This is a genomic window from Candidatus Aegiribacteria sp. (genome assembly GCA_021108005.1).
Taxonomy (GTDB): domain Bacteria; phylum Fermentibacterota; class Fermentibacteria; order Fermentibacterales; family JCC-6; genus Aegiribacteria.
Genome location: JAIORS010000154.1, coordinates 60,134 through 82,196 on the forward strand (window position 1 = coordinate 60,134; position 22,063 = coordinate 82,196).

Here is a 22,063-nt window from a genome sequence, read left to right on the forward strand (position 1 = left end):
TTCTATTCCTCTCCAAATCCGCCACGGATGATATCGACAATTGTTTTAACAGCCTCGTTTTCATCATCGCCTTCAGCTGTAACTTCGATTGTAGTCCCACGGCATGCCGCAAGCGTCATGACACCCATAATACTTTTTGCGTTAACCGTATCGCCATCAGCGGTCAGTGTGATATCGCAGTAAAATATTGAGGCAGCTTTAACTATCTTTGCAGCTGGCCGTGCATGGATCCCCAGTTTGTTTACTACTTCAGCATTTTCAGTTTTCAATAAAGTCCCCCAGCTTTTACTTTTTTCCCGATCTCAGCTCTTTTCTGATTATTCTATTGATCAGGTCTTTTTCAATCTCCTCAGGAACGTTTCTTCCCTTCTGAAGAAGAAGATAATTCATTACCGCGACTTCAAGAAGAAGTGTAAGGTTACGGCCAGGCAAGACAGGTATAATCGTTATGGGAATAGGCAGATCAAGTATAGTGCTGATCTTTTGAATAAGGCCTGTTCTATCGAAATCCTGATTGTGCCTTGACCATTCCTCCAGTTTCACTTCAAGGTTTATCTGCTGTCTGTCCTTTACCGATCTTATTCCGTAGAATGCTGAGACATCCACAAGTCCAAGACCTCTGATCTCCATATGATGCGCCATTCTGGAATCTCCAATACCGAAGAGCGCATTTCCAATTCTTCTTACATGTACTCTGTCATCAGCGATCAGCCTGTGTCCTCTTTCAAGAAGACCCAGTACGGTCTCGCTTTTGCCTATTGCGCTTCTTCCCGTACATAATACTCCTGCGCCGAAAACTTCTACGAGGCTTCCATACACATCGGTTTTAGGTGCGAATACCATATCAAGGAAACCGCAGAGTTTTCGTATCAGCGGCGTCGTGTCCATACTGGAACGAAAAAGAGCTGAGGAACTTGATTTGGAAAAACGGACAAGTTCATCGGGAGGGTCGAGACCCTTAGTTACAATAGAACAGTAGACAGGCAATTCAAAAAGCAGTTCCAGCGAAGCCTCTCTGCGCTTGGAAGAAAGTGAATCGATGTAAGATATCTCCGTTTCACCGAAGATCTGCACCCTTTTGTGCAGGAAATTATGAAGGTATCCGGTCAGCGCCATTCCCGGCCGGCTGATATCCTGGGATTGTACAAGTCTATCATGCCCGGTATCTTCGTTAATTGTCTCCAGTTCAAGACTTTTACTTAGTAATCTGAAAAGCTCACCTGTCGTAAGCTCTTCCCTGCCGGGAATGTATTCCATCGGGATAATCTCCGTTATTTCTGGTCTCTCACCAGTTCAACAACCTGTGTCTTGCCGTCCGGGGTTGTATATACAACACTGAGCATGCCGGTTTCCGTGTTCTGGAAAACAAAATGCTCGTCCTGCTTAATTTCGTAATTCATAATGGCGTCTTTAGTGTTCTGCCTCGGCATTATTTCCGAATCGTCGATGAGAATTCCATCAGCGAACTCGGATTCCCCCGCGGGAACGTAATAAGTTAAAGAAATGTCGTCTGAACCGTTACTTTCCCGGTGGGGATGATTGTGCATTCTGTCTTTGAATTTCCGAACCTGTGTTTCAAGCGAGTCGAATGCATCATCAAATGCTGAATAGATATCATGGGATTTTGATTTGGAATCCAGTTTTATATGATTTCCTCTAACCTGTATATGAACATGATTGGTTCCGGAGGTTACTTCGAGTATCACATGCACGTCATCTATTCCATTGTAGAATCTATCTACGGTTTTGAGTTTTTTCTCAACATGTTTTTTCAGAGCATCCGTTAATTGAAAGTGTCTTCCACTGATTTCAATATTCATTCAGAACTCCCTTCGGTTAATTGTCTATTTCTCAATGGAAACGGTGAACATGGATAAAAAATACTGTTCCACATATGCGATTGAGCATATCCTGAACAGTTAACGCTTACAAGTGTATTTATCACAGAACAATAATATTGTTCCTTTAGTGCGTGGTCAACACCATTAGAAAACCAATCCTTCCGCAGCTTTCTCTTTTATCGATTATTCCTGCCGATGAACTCCTCAACTTCAGGAATACCGCCCTGGAATATCAGATAGCCGTTATGTGGTTCTCTTTCTGTAATCTCACCCGCTATCGGTGTGAGCATTATCTTTTTAACCTCTTCCCTGTCATGGCTCTGACCAAGTGCCCAGCATAGTTTTACATATGCAACTTCCGGAAGCATATTGGAAGCTGGAATTACACCAAGATCCATGATATCCCGCCCGGTATCGTATACGAACATCTGTACGTATCCCCACAGGGTCTGAACTGTCATGTAAACGTGTACTCCCTGATCGCAGGCTTTCTTAAGAACAGGATAGAGAGGCTTGTTCACATGTCCAAGTCCCGTTCCCGCGATTATGATGCCATTGTAAGCGTTATCAATAAGCGATTCAATTATATCCGGCTTCATATCAGGATAGTAATACACTATAGAAACACTTGAATCGTAATCCGTATTGATCTTCACATTACGGTCGGTGCGTCTTTTCCTGTAATCGCTCTTCAGGGGGGTTATTTGTCCCTTTTCAACCATAGCCAGAGGAATGTCTCCGATTGTTCGGAATGTGGACCTGTAGGAGGAATGCATCTTTCTGACCCTTGTTCCTCTGTGCAGAAGTCCATACTGATCACTTGTAGGGCCGAACATACAGACCATAACCTCAGCAATGTCGCTTTCAGCGGCTGCATAGGTAGCGTTCATCAGATTTAATGCCGCATCGCTTGAAGGGCGGTCACTGGATCGCTGGGATCCGACCATTACTATAGGAACAGGTGTATCCTGAACCATGAATGAGAGTACAGCAGCTGTATGATGCATCGTATCGGTTCCATGGCCGATGACTATTCCATCTACACCATCGGCTATTGCCCTGCCTATCGCTTCCGCCGTTCCTTTCCACTGTTCAGGTCCCATGTTCTCACTGAATACTCCGTAGAGTTTTTCTGTTTTTAGGTTGCAGATATCGGCCAGTTCGGGTACCGATCCATAAAGCTCACCGGGGGAAAATGCGGGAATGACAGCGCCGGTTCTGTAATCAAGCCTTGAGGCAATGGTACCCCCGGTGCCGAAAAGCCTCACATTCGGTTTTAATGAATCGTAAGGGAATTCCTTTTCAGGTATCTTGTAATGTGCTTCGTTCCTTCCCAGCTCAGTGATGGATTCAATAGTTTCAACATCAAGGCCGACATTGTATCCGTTATGGATTTTTAACACTATATGCACATCGTCAGCGGTTTCCGACCGGGGAAGAATTACTCCCTTGAACCCCCCCCTGGTTGATTCTATACTTACATCGGACCATACGCCGACACTGAATTTTTTCAGACATTCCAGGCTTTTACCCCGGTATCCTTTGTATAGATCGGAAGACAGCTTGGATCACCTCCTATGTATCTGCTGGGACGTAGAATCAGTAACCTCGTGAAGGATTACATTTCGCACTGCTTCCAGTACTTCCCTTCCGCCCGGAATCCCGTTAAATTTGTGCCTCACACCCCCGATGATGAATAGTTCCATCAGATCGGTATCGAACGGATCAAGTCCTTCCATCAGGTTGAGGGCAGCATTTTCCATTTCTTTTCTGCCTGGTATCGTTAAACCGCTTACCATCGATTCGATTCCCGCGTTTTCGTGTCCGCGGGATTTTTCCAGAATATAGGATGCCGCTTCAACGGGAAGATCGCGGTTGCCGGTTGCAGATAGTACTTCTATAAGTGCTTCATCAGTGATATCACCTGAGCTGCCGTTTTTCTTCAGATGGTTCAACGTGCTAAGAAAATAATGCATTAGAACGCGTGGAGAGTACGGGCATTTCTCCACAGCTTCATCGTACGCGAATCTCATGTGAGAGATACTCATTTGACGGGCAGATTCTGCAGGCACCCCTGCGGAAATGTATCTCTCCATCCGTTCCCAGGGTCTTTCGGGAAGATCAGATTCTATGCGTTCAATCATTTTCTCGGTTATTGCTATGGGAGGCAGGTCGGTATCTGGATACATCCTGTTAGGTCCGGGTAGAATTCTTTCGAATCCGTTTGTTCCGTCGGAATATGATTGTCTGGTTTCACTGCAGACGCCATCGATGGCTTCCCTTGCTCTTGTTGCGATTTCACTCGTCGCCATATCGAGGTCTTCGGCAGATCCCCATACAACAACGACAGCATCAGCAGTCTCAGCACCGGTTCTCTTTTTTATTGTCTGCCATTCGCCAACAGTGAAACTGTATCCTTCCTCTCCATCGTGTACGATATTGGGGAGGGTATCAAGACATGCAATCACACGGACTCTGTCGGAGATCTCCCCGGCGAAAGTGCAACCTGGCTGTGTAACCGTAGAAAGAAGCCCTTCGTATCCCCGCAGTAAAACAGCTCGAAGCTCAAATCCCTTCTCAATCGCGTCCGCGACCGGGCTGAAGGCAGTTCCGGAGAGTTCATCCGTGATATCAAAGCATTCCGAACTGAAAGTCGAATCTGTAATGCCCCTGCTGGAAAGTTCTTTCTTGATCTCCAGAAGAGACACCTGGCGGAATGCCTCAATGTGAACGAGCAGTGGTATCGCTGGAATCCTTGAAACGCCTTTTATCTCAACACGGCATCCACCCTTTACAGAAACGTTCACATCCTGCCTTGCGGCGCCAATTCCACGTCTTACTTTCCCGGAGGCTCTTACAAGATCGCTGAGTATCCGGGCAACCTCAGCCACATCGCGTGGAGTAGTCATTTCGGGAGCCGTTACAGTCTCAATAAGCGGTATTCCAAGCCTGTCCGTCAGGTATACGCGTTCATGGCCTTTATCGCTTACTTCCCGGCAGGCATCTTCTTCCAGTCCAAGCTGAATAATATTGATACGCCTGTCTTTAAATGGGATCCAACCGTCTACTCCCAGTATTGTCGTTCTTTGAAATCCCGCGGGTATTGATCCATCGAGGTACTGCTTCCTCTGAATATGTATCTCACTAACGAGTTTGCAGTTAAGAAGCATCGTTATTTCAAGCGCGATATCGAGAGCCTGAGGATTCAGTTCGAAGGGCGGGGTATCATCAATTTCGTAAGTACAAATGGTATCTTTGTTTATCCGGTATGTAATGTTCTTTTTTGTTTTGAATTCCATAAGAGCTGTGCCGTCGTATTCACCTAGTTCTGAAAGAGTAGGCCTCATATGACGTATTATCTTTGCGTCGAATTCGTCAGAGTAAGGAAGCACCGGGCAGCGACAGAATAATTTTTTCCTGGTATCTATCTGCTGGTGTATCTCAAGTCCGCTGCGCAGCCCGATAGCTTCGTAATCGGAGGCTGTCGTCTCCTCCATTCTTTTTATCACCTTTAGATAATTCTCCTTTCTCTTCGCATGTTCATACTCATTTCAGATAATTCATTGAGTATGAAGTGAGATCAGATTCCGCAAGAACAGAACTTGATTATATTTCATGGTATTCCACAAAACAACGCCCGGCACCTTTAAAGGCACCTTTAAATATCAAGGTCCTTCAGTCTTGAAAGCAGTGTCCTGTAGCTGATCCTTAAAATCTCAGCGGCCTTCTTCCTGTTGCCATTGGTATCTCTGAGAGCTTTTCTTATCATCTCCCCTTCTCGAAGTTTCGCCGCCCTGGCCGATTCCTCCAGAAGTCCTTCCTCATTGACCGCTTCATCGATCTCCAGTATTTCAGTATCTATGATTTTATCATCAACGAGCGCTGCAGCTCTTAGTACGATACTTCTGAGCTGTCTTATGTTTCCCGGCCAACTGTACGCCTTCAGTTTGTTCATCGCATCCTCAGTAACGGTTACTTCCCGGTAACCGGATTGTCTGAGAAAGTACTTTGTAAGATCAGCTATATCCTCCGACCTGTCCCGAAGAGGTGAAAGGGTAACAGGAAACTCCCCTATTCTGAAAAAGAGATCTTTTCTGAATCTTCCTTCTTCTGTTTCCAGTTTGAGTTCTCTGTTACTAGCTGAGATAACCCTTGCGTTGGTATGGAATACTTCCGTCCCTCCGACTCTTGTGTATTCCCTTTCCTGAAGTACTCTTAGAAGTTTTCCCTGCAGTGATGTATCAAGATCTCCAACCTCATCGAGAAAGATGGTTCCTCCCTGAGCATACTCGAATCTGCCCTTGCGTGTTCTGTCCGCACCGGTGTAGGCACCTTTTTCAGCGCCGAAAAGTTCACTCTCAAGAAGGTCGGGGGGTATAGCGGCGCAGTTGACAGGTATAAAAGGCCCATCGGAACATACACTGTCCAGATGGATCATTCTTGCTAGAAGTTCCTTTCCTGTACCGCTCTCTCCCAGTACAAGGATGTTCAAATCGGTTCCGGCACCCTTGGATGCCCTCTTTATTGTGGAAAGAAGGGATGGCGAGGAACCTATTATATCGGTACCTGCCGAATGCGAATACCTTCTCAAAAGCGCGAGAAGTTCATCCAGATCGAAGGGTTTTGTTATAAAATCCCTTGCGCCTTCTTTCATTGCCTCAACCGCAAGATTCACCGTGCCGAAAGCCGTCATCAGAATAACAGGTGTCCAGTGGTTCAATTCCCTTGATTTTTTAAGAATATCCATCCCGTTGATGTTCCCTGGAAGACATATATCACTCAGCAGAATATCAAAAGCGCCGGTCTCGAGCATCCTGACAGCATCGGTTCCGGAAGAAACCGCAGTCACTTCCCATCCATCTTCCGAAAGGGCTGTTGTAAGCATGTTTCGCATGGCTCGTTTGTCCTCGATAAGAAGAATCCTTTCGATGTCAATAACCTCCCTGGTTTTCCTGAATAGGAATCAGAATGGTGAACAAAGCTCCGCTCTCGTCTCTGTTCTCACCGCTCAGTTCGCCTCCCATAGACCTGATTATTCTCCTGCTGACGGAAAGACCCAGCCCCATATTGCCACTGCTTCTGTTCTTTGTTGTCCTGAAAGGCCTGAATGCTTCATCACTGTCAATGGATAAACCGGGGCCGGAATCTGCAACCGATATTAAAAGATTTGTGCCTTTCCTGTTTATTGAGATACGCACTGAAGACGATGAATCAGCCTCAACGGCGTTTCTTACGATATTGTAAATACAGGATGAAAGGAGTTTCCTGTCAGCGTTTATGAAAAACTCGTCAATAGAAGTACTTACCGAACATCTATCTTCGTTCAGCCTGCAGGCTTCTTCGCATATTGAAACCACATCATCCCTCCCAAGATTAGCTTTAACCGGCTCCGGTGATCTGGCGAAACTCCCGAAGGAAATGATAAGACCCTGAGCCGATTCGACCTCCCTTTTTACTTCGGAGATGATATTCTGTGTTCTTTCATCGGAATGCCCCCTGGTCAGTAAATCAACGTAACCTGATAGTGCACATAGCGTATTTCCCATTTCATGCGATATACCAGCAGATGCAGCTCCTATATCTGCCATTGCCGTCTGATCGGCTATTTTCCTCTCCAGTTCACTGATTCTGGTGACATCGGTAACAAGTACCGCAATCTCGTTCACCCCCGAGCGTGAAATAACTACACTGTACATTCTATCCTGTTTAACAACGTCGTCTCTTATCTGAAATTCCGAGGAGGTATTTCCCGATTTATCCTGTGAAAGAAGAATGGGTTTGAGCTTGCGTCCAGCTTCAGTTTTCTCCCATGGGAACTCTTTATCGATATCGCCATCGCTGAGTTCGAACATCTCCTTCGACTGTCTGTTAAATAGTGAAAGATTTCCGTTTCCGTCAATTGAGAATACTGCTGATCCGAGTACAGACAGCATGGCAGCAGATCGTTTTTCCACTCTATCGGCTCTTTTCTCAGCCCTCTTTCTTAGATCGTTCAATTGTTGATCCCGATCGTGAAGCAATTCTACAAGACGATGAAAGGATGCACCGGCAGCTTCCGGATCTATTCCGCCGCCGCTGCTGAAACGATCGGCTTCAAACAGTATCTCTCTCAAAGGAGAAATAACAGTCCTGGCAAGATATCTCGGAGTAAAGAAAGCCAGAACCGCGAGAGCGGCTGTAAGAGCAGCAAGGCCGATAATGAGTGACCTGTATATAGCTGAAATAGACGATCGACATGGCCTGACTCCAACAATGTGATCAGTTTCAGCACACCCTGCGAAATACCAGCCCTTAGTCTCTCCTGGTACGGGTATATCTTCAGATGATATCCCGGATCCGGCTATCATGTTCCCCGAATAATCAAGCATCACTGCAGCTTCAAGGCTTCCGCTCCGTACGAGTGGGGCTGTGATAGTATCGAATTGATTTGAAGTATCTGATGCTTCAATCGTTCTGCTTATTGCATACGCGGTTATCGTGGCCATATGCCCTGATTCAGCTTCAATGTCTTTGTCTACAAGAAATACTATTAAAAAGGAAACCACAGTAGCGGCCGCGGCTGCTCCTATTGCCAGCCCTGTCAGAAGCTCAACACCTATTATGAATCTTTTTCGCAAAGGATCTCCTTAGTACTGCCAGTCATAAAAACCATTGCCTGCCCTCAATCGTACTGGATAATCTTTATTATATACTGTTTTTCGTAGCAGCGCATTGTGACAGCCGTCTGTAAAACCTGTCTGTAACTCTATCCCAGGTCCATTTTTCAAGTACGCTCTTCCTGCCCTTCTCACCCATTGTAAAACCGAGTTCCGGATTATCAAGCAGTATATCGATTCTATCTGAAAGAGTGGCAGTATCACCCCATGAAACTAGGAATCCGTTAATGCCATCACTAATTATGTCCGGCATTGCTCCTGACCAGCATCCTATAACCGGTTTCCCTGTCATCCATGCTTCCAGCAATACGATTCCAAAACAATCAAGTCTTGATGGAAGAAGTACTATGTCCGCTGCGGAGATGAGATCAATTCTCCCCTTCATACTTATATAATCAGTTAAGATAAGCCTGCTTCCGAACTCCTCAGCAAGATTCTCCCGCGAATCGATGTATTCCTCCGAATCGGGAAGAACCGGCCCCGCAAGAACAAGTGTAAAATTCCATCCTTTTTTCAGTAGATTCCCGCATGCTTCAATTATCTGTGCGGTTCCTCTATCTAGTGAGTGAGCGGTAAGGCTCAGGATTACAGGTCCTGAAACACCAAGCCTCTTCAGACCTCTTTCCCGGTTGCTCTCACTAAATTCCCCCGGATCGATTCCGCTGCCTGATACGTGAACCCTTTCATCCGGAACGCCCATCCCGGTGTAAAGCTCCCTCTCAAAATTACTCTGGGCAACGACAAAGCTGCTGTTGTTAATGACCTTCTTCAAGCATCCGTCGAAATAGTGCATTGGCTTTATTCTTCTGTATTTCTCGCCAACACTCGCATGGGGTACTGAAACGAGTCCTGTTTGATTTCTCCGACTGTAGCGCCAACCTTCGTAAAGCATGAACGGCATCGCGTTGGCATGCACAAAATCGAATTCCCTATCAACCGAAAGCCAGCGGTGCAATGATGGAATGAATGGATTGGGATAGTAGTATCTGTCAGTCCCGCATCCGGTCAGCCGCCTCAACGTTCCACGGAGGATATTCTGAAAAGGAGGATGTATAACGGGAAAGCGTTTAATCCTGACACCGTTGTACAGGTCATCTCTTCTTAGAATACTGGATCCCGCTCTGGAAACGAACCATGACATGTCCCATGCGTCAGTAGTGTAAATAGCGGATTTGTGTCCCCACCTTTCCCCTGCAAGGGCATGTTCGAGAACGTACCGCTCAGCACCTCCATGAAAAGGCCAGGATCTGTGAACAAGGTGGAGAATCTTCATTGTACCGATATCCTTCTATAAAACTCGCATATGCCCCTTGCTATATCCTGCCAGTTCTTCCTTCTGGCTGAAGAGGACATTCTACGGAGTTCTTCCACTCTGGCAGGCTCCTCAAGCATTGTTATTTCCCTTATCCAGCCTTCATGATCGTTGGGTTCGAGGAGAATTCCGTTATTTCCCACGGTATCCGGAAGAGCGGTAGCGTTGCTTGAAATAACCGGCGTGCCGCAGCCTAATGCTTCAAGTACAGGTAACCCGAGTCCCTCGAACCTGCTGGGGCAAAGCAGTGCCCTTGCTCCACGATACAATTCCACTATAGCAGTGTCCGAAACGTTCTTCATCATTCGAACACCCGGCCCCTGTTTAACTTCCACATCTCCCCATCCTCCGGCTCCAACCAGAATGAGGGGTATTTCAACACCCTTTTCCCTGGATTTTCCGTATACATCAAGGAGAAAGGGAATGTTTTTTCGTGGAACGAAGCTGCTCACATGAAGTAAATAGTTTCCCTGCTGTAGATTAAGTTCATTCAGTATCTCTTTTGAAGACGGCCCCGGAGAGAATTTCTCATCCGCGGCGCCTCCGGCGCAGAAAATCCTATCCTGCGGTAACCCGAAATAATCCCTTACTCTCTGTCCTGTCCAGTTTGATATTGCCATAACTGAAGAGCCAGCCTTTATCAGCCGGGCTTCCTTTTTAGCGAAGTCAACGGTTTCCTCAGTATGCCATTGGGGATTTTCGAGCGCGGAAAGATCATACATTGTTATAACAGATTTGCAACCGTGAGGATATTCGGGCTGAACACCACTGTGGTGATATACGGCGTTTTCGCCTGAATATGTGTACAATCTTGAACTCCTGGATCTCTCTTCCCATTTTTCACGGATGGGAATCCTCCGTAAGAAGGGTATTCTCAGGTAGAAAGGAGTTTTCAGTATCTGGCAATCAACCTCTGGCCCGGGGACCCCCGGATGCGCTGCGGGAACATCAATCGGAATAAAATCGATCTCAAACTCGGATGCGACTTCTGAAATGGCCTTTACTACGGAAAGAAGGTATCTTGACACACCACCCAGCGCATGTGGAACAACACTGAGATCAAAATACACGCGGAGCTCGCCTATGGCGCACCTCCGTTACAGAATATCCATACCGAATCTTCGAGAACCTGGGATTGGCTGTAAGGTATTCCTGTCAGTACTGGTGAATCGAATGGCGGAACCAGTACGAAAGGAAGAAGAAGCACAAGGATAGACGCAACGACCGCAATCGGAAACGGAGTTCTTTTAAGATCATTGCGACTGTCATTTCCAGAGTACATTTGAAATCCATCCATTACCGCTGAAACGCAATACTCTGTCATCGATTCTTACAACCGATGGCTCACTATCAAGTTCGATGCTTCCGACGGAACCATCTCCCCATATCGTGATAAGAGCTCCATGAGCATCTTCAGGACCTTCAAGCATCGCACCTCCTGAAAACTTCCATGTTACCGGTACTGTGCATAGATCCCTCGTGAAGCCTTCCGGAGTTTCATGTAATGCGGGTGAAAGTGAAGCACTGTTCCAATCGGTAGAACTAACTTTCGGAAGGTTCTCAGCAAGCCGAAGCACTCTTTTCCAGTCTCTTACAAGTCTTTCATCGGAACCCGTATCCTCGGCGTAGGATACTGCTCTTCTTGATAGTTTCTTCCTGAGATCAGGCCTTTCTTCAAGTAAGAGAACTGCCGATCTGATACACTGAACAATACTATCAGGTGGGACCCTTATCACCGCATCTGATGGGATGTTATTGAACGAACCTGTTGCTGTTACTATTGATGGTATCCCTGCCCTCATTGCTTCAAGAAGACTGCCGGAGGTTTCACCGCACGTGGGATGCCTTACATCGAACACATAGTCAAGTGTTCTTATCCAGCCCTGATATTCCTTCTCATCAAGTCTGCCTGTTCTGGTTATCCATTCTGGCAGCCCTTCAGGATAACCGCCGCCTATCAGAACCATCCCTGAGTCAGGGAAATCATTTCTCAAAAGCTCAATTGCTTCAATCAGTCTGTCAAGATTTCTTCCGGGATGGTTTGTTCCTATCATTCCAAAACAGATACGGTACGGTTTAAGAGGGATTTTCTTCTCGGTCAGTTCACTGAGTGGATGGCCTATAGAAATAACCCTTCCTTCGGGAAAAGAATCCTTCAGTTTCGCAGCCGAATAGGAATTCAGGCATACGGCCGAATTTGATGAGTGGAGGATCCTGCCGATAAGGGGGTACAACTTCAGTTTTCTATCAAATTCAGTAACAGTTAATTTTCTATTTGAAAGATCTTTTTCCACAGTTTCAGCAGCGGGCCCATAGCAGAATATCAGCTCCCTTCTGTAATCCTCCATCATGTTATTCTCGAGGTAGCAGTGTCTCAACATATGATGCATGACTATTTCGTGGAATAGCGCAGTTCCCCCGAATTTGTACAATGCCTGGACAATCGGGAAGCAATGGGGGGAATTGCCAATCTGGAATATCCTTGAATCTGGCAAATCGTACTTCCTAATGTTTTCAATGGGCATGCTTTTTACATAACCGGGCAGCGTTTCCGGATCACTTCCTTTTGGGTAAGCTACGGTCCATTCCACTAAACTTCCTGTACTTCTTATTACTCTCAAAGCATACGTTGCCAAACCGGTTTGCATAGGAGGAAGTGGAGTTACAAGAAGCGCTTCAGCTTTTCCTTCAGACATCTCCCCTCCATAGCCTCAATCGCAGTTGCAGAAGCTGAACGAACATCTCAATGATAGGAGCTATTCTGACCCATGCGAAAACTCCCTTTCTGTAACTCTCGCAGGAAACGATGCCCGCTCTTCTCGGGTAGTGGGAGACAGGTAACTGCCGAATCCTGTAGCCGCGCTTTTGGGGTAGAATGAGAAGCTCGAGGTCTGCCACACTCGAGGATGACCTGATGCTTATGTCTTCGAAAATACTTCGCCTGAAAAGCTTGAAGGACGAGTCCACATCTTTGAATCCCCCTGCGAAAATGATGTAGGCTATAGTATTGTAAGCAAAGGAATACATGAGCCTCATCAGAGGATCCTGTCTTTTTCGCCTGAAACCGGAAATCACATCAGCGCTATCTCTGATTTGCCAGAGCATTTCAAGCTCATCAAGGTTGAATTGCCCATCGCAGTCAGTGTAAAATACCCAGGTTTTGCATGAATTGGATATACCCGTATTTACCGCGCTTCCAATCCCTTTGTTTTCTTTGTGCCTGACGAGTTTTACACCCTCGTATTCTTCCGAAAGCTCTTTTGCTATCTCCGGTGTTCTGTCGGAAGACCCGTCGTCTACCACTATTATCTCCCATTCAACTGCAAGACGTGATAGAACATCGATAGCCGTTTCCACCATGTACTTCACATTCTCTTCTTCGTTGAAAGCAGGAAATACTACAGTAATTCCTTCCTGATGATATTCTTTTATTGATCTACCCCCGCGGTATCTGTTGATAAGATATTGTTAAGAGCAAAAATACCAAAAGAACAGCATGAAGTCTACTTCATGGGGGATTCAGGCGGCAGATACACCTGTTTTCAGGCTGAAGTGACGAATCGTGCGGGAGTTTCTTTTCCGCAGAGTACGAGGCATCCGCTTCCAGCCGCGTCAACTGCCCACTGAAGATTGAATCTTATCTGCCCTTCTTCATCGTTTCTTTCTTTCAGAAACCATTTTCCGTTTCTTCCGGTGTAATCACCGCTGAGTTGTTCTTTTTCTATAACCATTATTGAGTATCTGTTTCCGGCTGTCCCGAATACGTTCAGCGAAAGTACAGCGGTTTTTGAACCGGGAGTAATTTCCCAGCTCCCACTGCTATACTCCTGATTAATCGAAAATGATCCTTCAGAAATACTACCACTGCATGAATCAGAAATGATATTCATAAATACCTCCGTGAGTTACTATAGCATGAATAGAGGGTGATGTAAACACCTGTTTACACTTACTACTCAAGCTTATCACGAAGGTCGTACAGAATTTGCAGCGCAGCTCTCGGGGTCAATGAATCCGGATCTATCGTTTTCAAGTGTTCGAGAACAGGATTATTCTCTTCGTTTTCAGGTTCCGCCAGACACAGTTCAAGCTGATTATCATCTTCACCGCCCGGCTTAAGGTGTTTTCCGGCTTCAAGATCCGAAAGCACTTTCCTTGCCCTTCTTACTACCTTCGAAGGCACACCAGCCATGGAAGCAACGTGTATTCCGTAGGATTCATCGGTACTTCCCTCTTCTATGCTGTAAAGGAACACCACTTTTCCTCCGGTATCCCTGACCTTAACATTCACATTCATAACAGCAGGAAGCAGGCTGGCAAGAGCTGTAAGTTCGTGATAATGAGTGGCAAAAAGCACCATAGGCCTGTGTTTTTCACTGTTATGAAGATATTCGACCATCGCCCAGGCAAGTGATAACCCATCGTATGTACTCGTGCCCCTGCCCACTTCATCAAGTATTGCAAGACTATCGGGTGTGCTTGAATTAAGAAGAGCGGCGGCTTCCGCCATCTCAACAAGGAATGTTGACTGCCCCCTTGTAATGCGGTCTGTGGAGCCTATCCGCGTGAATATCCTATCAATGGGTGAGAAAACCATTGATTCAGCAGGAACGAATGATCCTGCCTGCGCCAGGATAACGAGAAGGGCAGTCTGACGGAGATAAGTGGACTTGCCCGCCATATTGGGACCTGTTACTAAGAGAATGCGTCTGCCCATGTTAAGTTCGATAGTGTTTGGAACACATTCGCCCTGTGGAAGTATCTGCTCAAGTACCGGATGCCTGCCATTTTTTATGGAAACACCGGGAATATCTGACAATTCCGGTCTTACGTAACTTCGTTTCATCGCAATTTTACCAAGTGACACAAATACATCAAGCCTTGCGAGCATTTTACCCGCATTCCTTATACCTTCGATATTCCTTGCGACTTTTTCCCTGAGATCGTAGAAGATCTCCTGTTCAAGTTTCTCAATTTCTTCACCGGCTCTGAAAATCTTCGATTCAACTTCTTTGAGATCCGGGGTTATGAAACGTTCAGCGTTTACAAGGGTCTGCTTCCTAATATAATGCTCTGGAACTTTGTCCAGATGACTCTTTGAAACCTCAATGTAGTAACCGAAAACCCTGTTGTTTCCTATAGACAGGTTAGGAATACCTGTTTTTTCCCTCTCCTCGTCCCTTCTGGATTTTATCCAGTCATGACCTCCCGCGTGAATGAGGCGATATTCATCAAGCTCATCCGATATCCCTTTCCTTACAACACCGCCATCGGACAGTTTAGCTGGCGGAATCTCCGACAGAGTGGAATCTATGAGTCTTCCAGTTTCCTCAAGAAGGTCTGTTGACGCCATTTCCGCAAGTATCAGTGATTCTGATTTTTCAAGAATGCGGGAAATCTCAGGCAGCCTGGCTATCGTATCCGCAACTGCCCTCAGGTCCCGGGGAGATGAACGAAGCGTACCGAGTTTTCCTGCCTGTCGCTGCAGATCCGCGGTACAGTCAAGGATATCGTGAATTTTTAGGCCAGCTTCTTCATCTTCTATCAGCCATTGCACAGCATCGTACCTTTTTACAATTTCGTCTCTGTCCCTCGATGGGGAGGAAAGCCATTTTCGCCATTCTCTGGATCCCGCCGGGGTTTTTGTTTCATCGGTCATATCTGACAGAATGCCGGATTCCTCACCAGGGGGTGCTTCCGTAATACTCAGTGAACGGGAGCTGCCCCTGTCTACAATCAGGCTGTCCTCACGCAGATACATTCCGCTGAAGTAAAGATGCGAAACATCCATTCTCTTGGTATCCATTATGTAACTCAGAAGGGCGCCAAGTGCTGATATAGACGGACTTTCAGTTTCCATTCCGAGACCTTCAACAGCTGAAATATCAAGAATCAACTCAACACTGGATTCAGCGGTGTCCGTATCGAACTTCCAGGGTTCAAGTTCTGTGAGTTCACAACCGGCCGGTGGTTCAATTCCCGCGTTTTCGGGCAGAAGGATCTCCGATGGCGCTTTTCTCGCGATTTCCGCGGTGAGAAGGTTCCCATTCATCTCGGTAACTTCTATTTCACCCGTTGAAAGATCACAGAATGCCAGCCCTCCCCTGCTTTTCCTGATTACAGCGGAACAAAGAAGGATAGTCCTGCGCTCATCAAGAGCCGAACCGCTGACAAGCGTTCCGGGGGTTATTACTTCTATCACGTCTCGTTTCACCAGCCCCCTGGCCTTTGCGGGATCTTCCGTCTGCTCGCATATGGCCACTCTGTAACCCGCTTTTATCAGCTTTGAGAGATAGCTGTCCAGCGCATGGTATGGAAACCCGGCAAGCGGTATCTTCTCGCCCGTCTCCCTGCTTTTGCCTCTTGCCGTAAGCGTTATTCCAAGAACTTTTGAGACGGTTTTCGCATCCTCGTAAAACGTCTCATAAAAATCCCCCATCCTGTAAAGGAGTATCTCATTCCTGTGCTTATCCTTTATCTCCAGAAACTGACGCATCATGGGGGTTTTCATGTCTCAAGCAGTTCCATCGCGTTTAAAGCGAGATCAAATGGAAGAATTCCCTTTCTGCAGGTCTCAGTCCCTATAGGGCAGGAGTTGCCTCCATGCCTGTGGCATGGCCTGCAGCTGAGGTCACTGACCATAAAATTTCCCTTCCGATCATTTTTCCAGAAACCAAGCGCGGGAGATGTGGATGTAAAGACAACAAGAACAGGAATGCCCAGCGCTGAAGCCAGGTGAGCGGGTCCTGAATCAGGTGAGATCAGGACGTCCAGGTTCTCTATCGATTCTATCAGTCCCTGCACGCCTTCCTCGCCAGCGTAAAACTGGATTATGTCCCTTCCTGTTGATTCAGCGGTTTTCAGTATCACTTCCCTGTCATCCCTGCCGCCAATAAGCATAATCTCAGCACCGTTAATATCCACGAGTATTCTTGAAGTTTCTGAAATGACCTCAACGGGAATGGACTTCAGATGCCAGCGGCCCCCCGTGATTATTCCAACTCTCAGCCCTTCGGAAACCGATTGACCGCTTTTCTTCAAAATGGGATCGGCATCCTGCGCGAAACCGGCGGCTGCCATGAAATCGCAGGTTCTAAGGGGCATGGATTCAGCCGTGTGATCCATTACCCTCTTTCTCATCTTTCTGTTCATGTGGAATCTGCCTCTGAGAGGCATCCCCATGGTTGCTGCTCTTGAAGCGAAATTATTCTGAAGATCTACCACGGAATCCGAAGCTGTTTTCCGAAGCAGTTTCCTGAGTCCGGCAGGACCTGTATTCGATTCAACGAGAACAGGATGGATATTACCAGGCATACGAACCACCACAGGTTCATATTCTTCCGAAGTAACGAAGAAGACTTCACCGCTCTTTGAAAGTTCCGAAGCAACAGGCTGAGCCAGAACAACATCACCAAGTGAATGAAGACGAATAACCGCTGTTCTATTCACCTGCGAACTGCATATCGTAGAGTAACCTGTATTTACCATTCTTCTCGAGTAACTCCGGATGGGTCCCGCTTTCAACTATCCTGCCGTTTTCCACGTACAGAACTCTTGAGGCCTTTGTGACAGTGCTGAGCCTGTGCGCGATGACAAGTGATGTTCTTCCCTCGATAAGCCTGTCAATTGCCTTCTGCACAAGACGTTCGGAATGCGTATCGAGAGCCGAGGTTGCCTCATCAAAAATAAGTATGTCAGGATCCTTCAGAACGGCTCTTGCTATTGCTATACGCTGCTTCTGGCCTCCCGAGAGCCGTGCGCCTCTCTCCCCTATTATCGTGCTGAAACCTTCCGGGAACTCTTCGATGAACTCAAGAGCGTTAGCTACCTTCGCTGCAAGTCTTACTTTCTCCGTTGGAATGCTTTTCTCGCCGTAGGCGATATTGTTCCGGATAGTATCGTTGAAAAGGACAGTTTCCTGCGTAACCACTCCCAGATTTTTCCGGAGTGTTTCAAGATCGATGTCCCTCAAATCAAAACCGTCTATCAGTACTGTACCGGAATCCGGATCGTAAAAACGGGGAATAAGGTCTGCAATCGTGCTTTTACCGCCTCCACTTGGCCCCACCAGAGCTATTATTTCACCCTTCTCCAGTTTAAAGGAAACATTGGAAAGGACAGGCGTTCCGTTTTCGTAACTGAAACAGACATCGCTGAACTCGATATTCTTCTGAAATGTATTGAATGGGACAGGATTACGGGGTTGTTCTATCGCCGGTTCTCTGTCCATCAGGTTGAAAACCCGATCTGCCGAGGCAAGGCCGGTCTGTATCCTGCTGTTCGCTTTGCTTATGGTCTTTATAGGTTTCATCATTGAGAGGGCCGCGGCAAGAAAAACCAGGAATCTTCCTGCCGTAAGTGAACCTCCCGACAGAATTGCGCTGCCTCCGTACCACATGATGAATCCACTCGCTATTGATCCCATGATTTCTGTAACCGGGCCTGCGAATGCCCTTTCACGCTGCAGTGATGTTTCGGTTCTCCTGTGAACATCCACTATACTGCCGAACCTCGAACTTTCGAATTTCTCCATTGAAAACGCTTTAACAATTCTGATTCCGAATATCGTTTCCTGAAGAATAGCCGAGAAATCAGACAGTCTTTCCTGCGCGAAATGGGTTTTCTTTCTCAGTCTTCTGCTGAGAATGAGAATGAAGAGCATTGCCGGGGGAAAAACAAGAAGTGTGATAAGCGCCAGGTGCCATGAAGCCCACAGCGCCAGACCGAGGTAAACCATCAGAAGTACGATCTCCCTCGGGATACTCATCATCATTTCGGTCATCGCCCAGTTCATATTTCCAACATCGGAAGTGAAGCGTGCCATTACATCACCAGATCTGGCGGATGTATAAAAACCCATATCAAGCATCAGCAGATGGTTGTACAGCTTTCCTCTTATATCGGCAACCACTCCCTGCTCAGCCTTTGAAAGAAAAAATATCTGCATGAATCCAAGAAGGTTCTTTAAAAGAACGATGGATAGAAGTCCTGCGATTACAGCTATCAGCACCTGCCTGGGGTCAGATTCCCTGAAACTTTCCCTCAGCCCGTCTACAACATCTCCAGCTGCTGAAATAACTCCATCCGGACTGAACGAAACAAGTTCCGAACCCATTCTGCTGAACGCTTCCCCAGTGTTCTGCCTGATAAGAGGCAGAAGATCTCCATGTTTTTCCACTGTGTGATCGCGCATAAGAACATCATCGAACAGCGGAAGAATCATTCCGAGTGACGCGCCGCTGAACAGAGCGAAGAGTATCATGCACAGCATGGCGCCCGTCATCCACTTCCAATAGGGACGCACATACGATAGAATTCTGAATACGGTACTTTTCTTTTTCATAGTAAACACTATCTTTGCCATAAATCAAGTTCAGGTCAAGTAAAAGAGACTGGAACAAGACCGGCGGTATTGGGTATATTACATGTGAAGATACTCATTCCTACCCTGAAAGGTGTAGTTTTTTGACCGGAAGAATTGTAACAGCCAAACGGACGAAAAAGGATCCAAGGTCCGATTCTGAGCTTATGATCGACCTCTGCAAAGGCGATGAAGACGCTTTCTCCGAAGTCATCAGAAGATTCCAGGCTCCTATTTTCTCCCTGCTCATAAGAATGCTTGGAAACGAGGAAGATGCCCAGGAGATGCTTCAGCTCACTTTCTGCAGGGTTTACAGGTACAAAGACAAATTCGACCCTGAAAGAAAACTGGTAAACTGGATATTCACCATCGCCAGCAACCTGGCAAAAAAGGAATGGCGGAGAAGGTCCAGATGGGTCAATGTTCCGCTTGAACATGTAAATCTGACAAGCTCAGGAAAGACAGCACCACATTACAACGCCGGCAGAATTGAGCTTAAGGCATCGATAGAGGAAGCCGTAGACAGGCTCGCTCCCCATTACCGTGAACCATTCATTCTCCGGGAACAGGAACAGATGTCTTACGAGGATATCTCGGATATACTCAATATCCGCCTGGGAACTGTGAAATCAAGGATCAATCGCGCAAGGGCAAAACTGAGAGAGTTGCTCGATGAAGTATGGGAAGAGTGGAAATGAACTGTACAAAAGCTCTCAAGATAGTTAGCCTTGTTATTGATGGAGAAGCGACCGAATTCCAGAGAAGGCTTCTTGATTTTCATCTTCTAGGTTGCAGTTCCTGCAGAAAAGCCATCCGAATGTCCCGTGATATTTCCAAGATCGCCGGAAATCTGTCGGCACCCATGCTGCCCGTAAACCTTGAAAACGATGTAAGGGATATGCTTCGGACCCGCACCGACATCAAGCAATCCGAACACCGGTTCCGCGGTGCTTTTCTCACGATTCCCGCAGCTGCCGCGCTTCTTATCTTCGCCTTTACTTTCCTTCCCCACTCATCCTGTCCGGAATCCATCACTGAACCTCAGAACATCGGCATGACAGTATTCGAGTCGAAGAACAGCGATATGCAGATGTCCTTGAAATCCGGTATAAGAACTGCCCCTCTATCAGAATATTCCAGGCAAGCGAGCCTGATCTCCTTTTAAGGCGCGATGATATCTTATCTTCTGGTAATTACACTACTCACAACTTCTTCATCAATAATGGAGCAGGTTCACACTGTAAGAATTGAAACCTCTCCAGGCACTATCGAACTTGCCACCGCAGTTGCCATTTCCCCGAATCATGCCATAGCACTCTGCATCTTTACCGACGATAATTCTGTTACCATTGAAACCCCTTCAGGTATACTGCATCCGGACTCCCTTATAATCTCACCGGATCTGGGATTGGTTATCATGTTCTTTGAGGATGAGATATTCGATGAATATCAGATTCCATCCGATGCGGTGCCTGATATTGGAGATCCGCTTACGATAATTGGTAATGGATTAAGCGGTGTTCTTGCTGTTGAAGGCAGAGCAAGGGAACAATACCCCGACGGTTCATTCCTTCTTACATCGAATATCAGGGATGGGCTTATGGGGGCTGCTGTCTTCAACGATGAAGATGAGTACATTGGAATAATTACAGGAATACTAAGAATGGATGATCAGTTCCAGGACAATAATAATCGTGAGTATATTGTTCTATATCCCAGCCAGATATGGTACATGTGGTCAAAGCTCGTTGTCATGTCTGATGAATACACAGAGTATTCCTTCGGTGTAACAGCTCGTTCCAGCATATCCCTTACACATTCAAGGCCCTCCGGGATATACATTTATTCCGTTTCTGTTGGCAGCAGAGCCTGGGAAACCGGATTGAGACCGGGTGACCTGATTACTCATATCGATGATACACCGGTTTATTATCCGGAAACTCTTCGAGGCCTTCTGATTCTCTCCGACGATACCCTCGATGTAACAGTACTTAGAAACACATTCGAGAGGAACATCTTGATCCCCCCGCTTTAACAAAGATATATATGAATACTCTATCTACAGCGATACTTACAGCTTACTAATCTCAATACAGTAACAGATCAGCTTTCTCTTCGTCTTTCTATTTCCCTTGACCCAAACTCATCTTTGTGATAAACTGTATGTGCAGGCATGAATAAGCCTGTATCAGATTGATAAGCGGGTAAGATCGAATCGAGATAGATTCTTCAGCACCACGCATGTCAAATGAAAGGACAATATTATGGCATCCCCCCAGATAAGATTAATAATTGTGATTATTACACTGATTTCCTCTTCCGTACTACTTGCGGAAACTCCCTTCGATAACACCATACCCACCCTTGCCATGAGGATAAGAGGTCCGGATATTGGTGTAAAAGACATTACACTGGAACTTCTCTGCGAACTGTCATGGCTTAATTTCGACGCGGTGAACTTTTCCGGTAGAGCTTAAAATGAAGGCTTTAGGGATTTAATGTCCCTATGTGACAGCGCGGGGGTTTATTACTCCATCTGCCCGGAGGAGGTAATGCAGTACCTTAAGGCATGGGGCGACTCTACAAAATACAGATACTGGTTCCGGAACAGCGATGAATCACTAATCTCCGATTTGTGCTTTCTCAGGTGCGGTTTGGATTATACTTCGTTGGTAGACACATCTACCGCTGAAGCGATGTATGAGGATTCCGTCTACGCGATAAGAAGAACAGTGGTTGATGAACTGGCTGCATACACACAAAATCACGACTTCCTCTGGTTTTACGAGGTATACGACGAAGCTCCTGCCCAGCAATGGTGGAATGCTCTGAAGAATGATGATCCCTGGGATGATTACATACCCAACGTTTACACACAGGCCAGAGATGACGA

The 22,063-nt window shown here is 46.5% G+C and carries 21 protein-coding genes; 5 read left to right on the forward strand and 16 right to left on the reverse strand.

Features of this window, described 5'->3' with window-relative positions:
- Positions 1-2: 2 nt before the first annotated feature.
- The 16 genes from K8S15_09490 to K8S15_09565 all read right to left on the reverse strand — a co-directional run bounded on the left by K8S15_09490 (position 3) and on the right by K8S15_09565 (position 19,152).
- The gene (locus K8S15_09490) at positions 3-269 is read right to left on the reverse strand and encodes an HPr family phosphocarrier protein (protein ID MCD4776265.1); all 267 of its coding nucleotides are present in this window, start codon (positions 267-269) and stop codon (positions 3-5) included.
- 16 nt (positions 270-285) lie between these two features.
- Positions 286-1,257: an HPr(Ser) kinase/phosphatase gene (gene hprK / locus K8S15_09495; protein ID MCD4776266.1), complete on the reverse strand. Its 972-nt coding sequence runs from the start codon at positions 1,255-1,257 to the stop codon at positions 286-288.
- Positions 1,258-1,271: 14 nt separating this feature from the next.
- Complete coding sequence (raiA, locus tag K8S15_09500; GenBank protein MCD4776267.1) at positions 1,272-1,820, reverse strand: ribosome-associated translation inhibitor RaiA; 549 nt, start codon at positions 1,818-1,820, stop codon at positions 1,272-1,274.
- Between the two features lie 197 nt (positions 1,821-2,017).
- Positions 2,018-3,403, reverse strand: coding sequence for a Glu-tRNA(Gln) amidotransferase subunit GatD (gene gatD, locus K8S15_09505; protein ID MCD4776268.1), 1,386 nt, complete (start codon positions 3,401-3,403; stop codon positions 2,018-2,020).
- Positions 3,404-3,409: 6 nt separating this feature from the next.
- Complete coding sequence (gatE, locus tag K8S15_09510) at positions 3,410-5,350, reverse strand: Glu-tRNA(Gln) amidotransferase subunit GatE (protein MCD4776269.1); 1,941 nt, start codon at positions 5,348-5,350, stop codon at positions 3,410-3,412.
- A 149-nt stretch (positions 5,351-5,499) separates the two neighbouring features.
- Positions 5,500-6,735 carry a sigma-54 dependent transcriptional regulator gene (locus tag K8S15_09515; protein ID MCD4776270.1) on the reverse strand — a complete coding sequence of 412 codons (1,236 nt, stop codon included), beginning with the start codon at positions 6,733-6,735 and terminating at the stop codon, positions 5,500-5,502.
- A 37-nt stretch (positions 6,736-6,772) separates the two neighbouring features.
- Complete coding sequence (locus K8S15_09520) at positions 6,773-8,458, reverse strand: HAMP domain-containing histidine kinase (GenBank protein MCD4776271.1); 1,686 nt, start codon at positions 8,456-8,458, stop codon at positions 6,773-6,775.
- Between the two features lie 67 nt (positions 8,459-8,525).
- Positions 8,526-9,770 (reverse strand): glycosyltransferase family 4 protein, encoded by a 1,245-nt coding sequence (locus tag K8S15_09525; protein MCD4776272.1) that lies wholly within the window; start codon positions 9,768-9,770, stop codon positions 8,526-8,528.
- Positions 9,767-10,879 carry a glycosyltransferase family 4 protein gene (locus tag K8S15_09530; protein MCD4776273.1) on the reverse strand — a complete coding sequence of 371 codons (1,113 nt, stop codon included), beginning with the start codon at positions 10,877-10,879 and terminating at the stop codon, positions 9,767-9,769. The genes K8S15_09525 and K8S15_09530 overlap by 4 nt, the downstream gene beginning before the upstream one ends.
- 11 nt (positions 10,880-10,890) lie before the next feature.
- Positions 10,891-11,091, reverse strand: a complete 201-nt coding sequence (locus K8S15_09535; GenBank protein MCD4776274.1) for a hypothetical protein — start codon at positions 11,089-11,091, stop codon at positions 10,891-10,893.
- A complete protein-coding gene (locus tag K8S15_09540; protein MCD4776275.1) occupies positions 11,075-12,505 on the reverse strand; it encodes a glycosyltransferase family 4 protein in 1,431 nt (476 codons plus the stop codon). Before K8S15_09540 ends, K8S15_09535 begins: the two co-directional genes overlap by 17 nt.
- A complete protein-coding gene (locus K8S15_09545; GenBank protein ID MCD4776276.1) occupies positions 12,498-13,178 on the reverse strand; it encodes a glycosyltransferase family 2 protein in 681 nt (226 codons plus the stop codon). Before K8S15_09545 ends, K8S15_09540 begins: the two co-directional genes overlap by 8 nt.
- A gap of 173 nt (positions 13,179-13,351) precedes the next feature.
- Complete coding sequence (locus tag K8S15_09550; protein ID MCD4776277.1) at positions 13,352-13,699, reverse strand: hypothetical protein; 348 nt, start codon at positions 13,697-13,699, stop codon at positions 13,352-13,354.
- Positions 13,700-13,761: 62 nt separating this feature from the next.
- A complete protein-coding gene (mutS, locus tag K8S15_09555) occupies positions 13,762-16,320 on the reverse strand; it encodes a DNA mismatch repair protein MutS (protein MCD4776278.1) in 2,559 nt (852 codons plus the stop codon).
- On the reverse strand, positions 16,317-17,258 hold the full coding sequence (locus K8S15_09560; protein MCD4776279.1) for a glycosyltransferase family 9 protein: 942 nt from the start codon (positions 17,256-17,258) through the stop codon (positions 16,317-16,319). Before K8S15_09560 ends, mutS begins: the two co-directional genes overlap by 4 nt.
- Positions 17,251-19,152 carry an ABC transporter ATP-binding protein/permease gene (locus K8S15_09565; protein MCD4776280.1) on the reverse strand — a complete coding sequence of 634 codons (1,902 nt, stop codon included), beginning with the start codon at positions 19,150-19,152 and terminating at the stop codon, positions 17,251-17,253. The genes K8S15_09560 and K8S15_09565 overlap by 8 nt, the downstream gene beginning before the upstream one ends.
- A 122-nt stretch (positions 19,153-19,274) precedes the next feature.
- Here K8S15_09565 and K8S15_09570 point away from each other — a divergent pair, with 122 nt between their 5' ends.
- The 5 genes from K8S15_09570 to K8S15_09590 form a co-directional block, all read left to right on the forward strand.
- Positions 19,275-19,868, forward strand: coding sequence for an RNA polymerase sigma factor (locus tag K8S15_09570; protein MCD4776281.1), 594 nt, complete (start codon positions 19,275-19,277; stop codon positions 19,866-19,868).
- Positions 19,865-20,335 (forward strand): zf-HC2 domain-containing protein, encoded by a 471-nt coding sequence (locus K8S15_09575; protein ID MCD4776282.1) that lies wholly within the window; start codon positions 19,865-19,867, stop codon positions 20,333-20,335. Before K8S15_09570 ends, K8S15_09575 begins: the two co-directional genes overlap by 4 nt.
- A 6-nt stretch (positions 20,336-20,341) precedes the next feature.
- Positions 20,342-21,205, forward strand: coding sequence for a PDZ domain-containing protein (locus tag K8S15_09580; GenBank protein ID MCD4776283.1), 864 nt, complete (start codon positions 20,342-20,344; stop codon positions 21,203-21,205).
- Between the two features lie 229 nt (positions 21,206-21,434).
- Complete coding sequence (locus K8S15_09585) at positions 21,435-21,647, forward strand: hypothetical protein (GenBank protein ID MCD4776284.1); 213 nt, start codon at positions 21,435-21,437, stop codon at positions 21,645-21,647.
- A 75-nt stretch (positions 21,648-21,722) separates the two neighbouring features.
- On the forward strand, positions 21,723-22,063 hold a 341-nt coding region (locus tag K8S15_09590; GenBank protein MCD4776285.1), incomplete at its 3' end, for a hypothetical protein.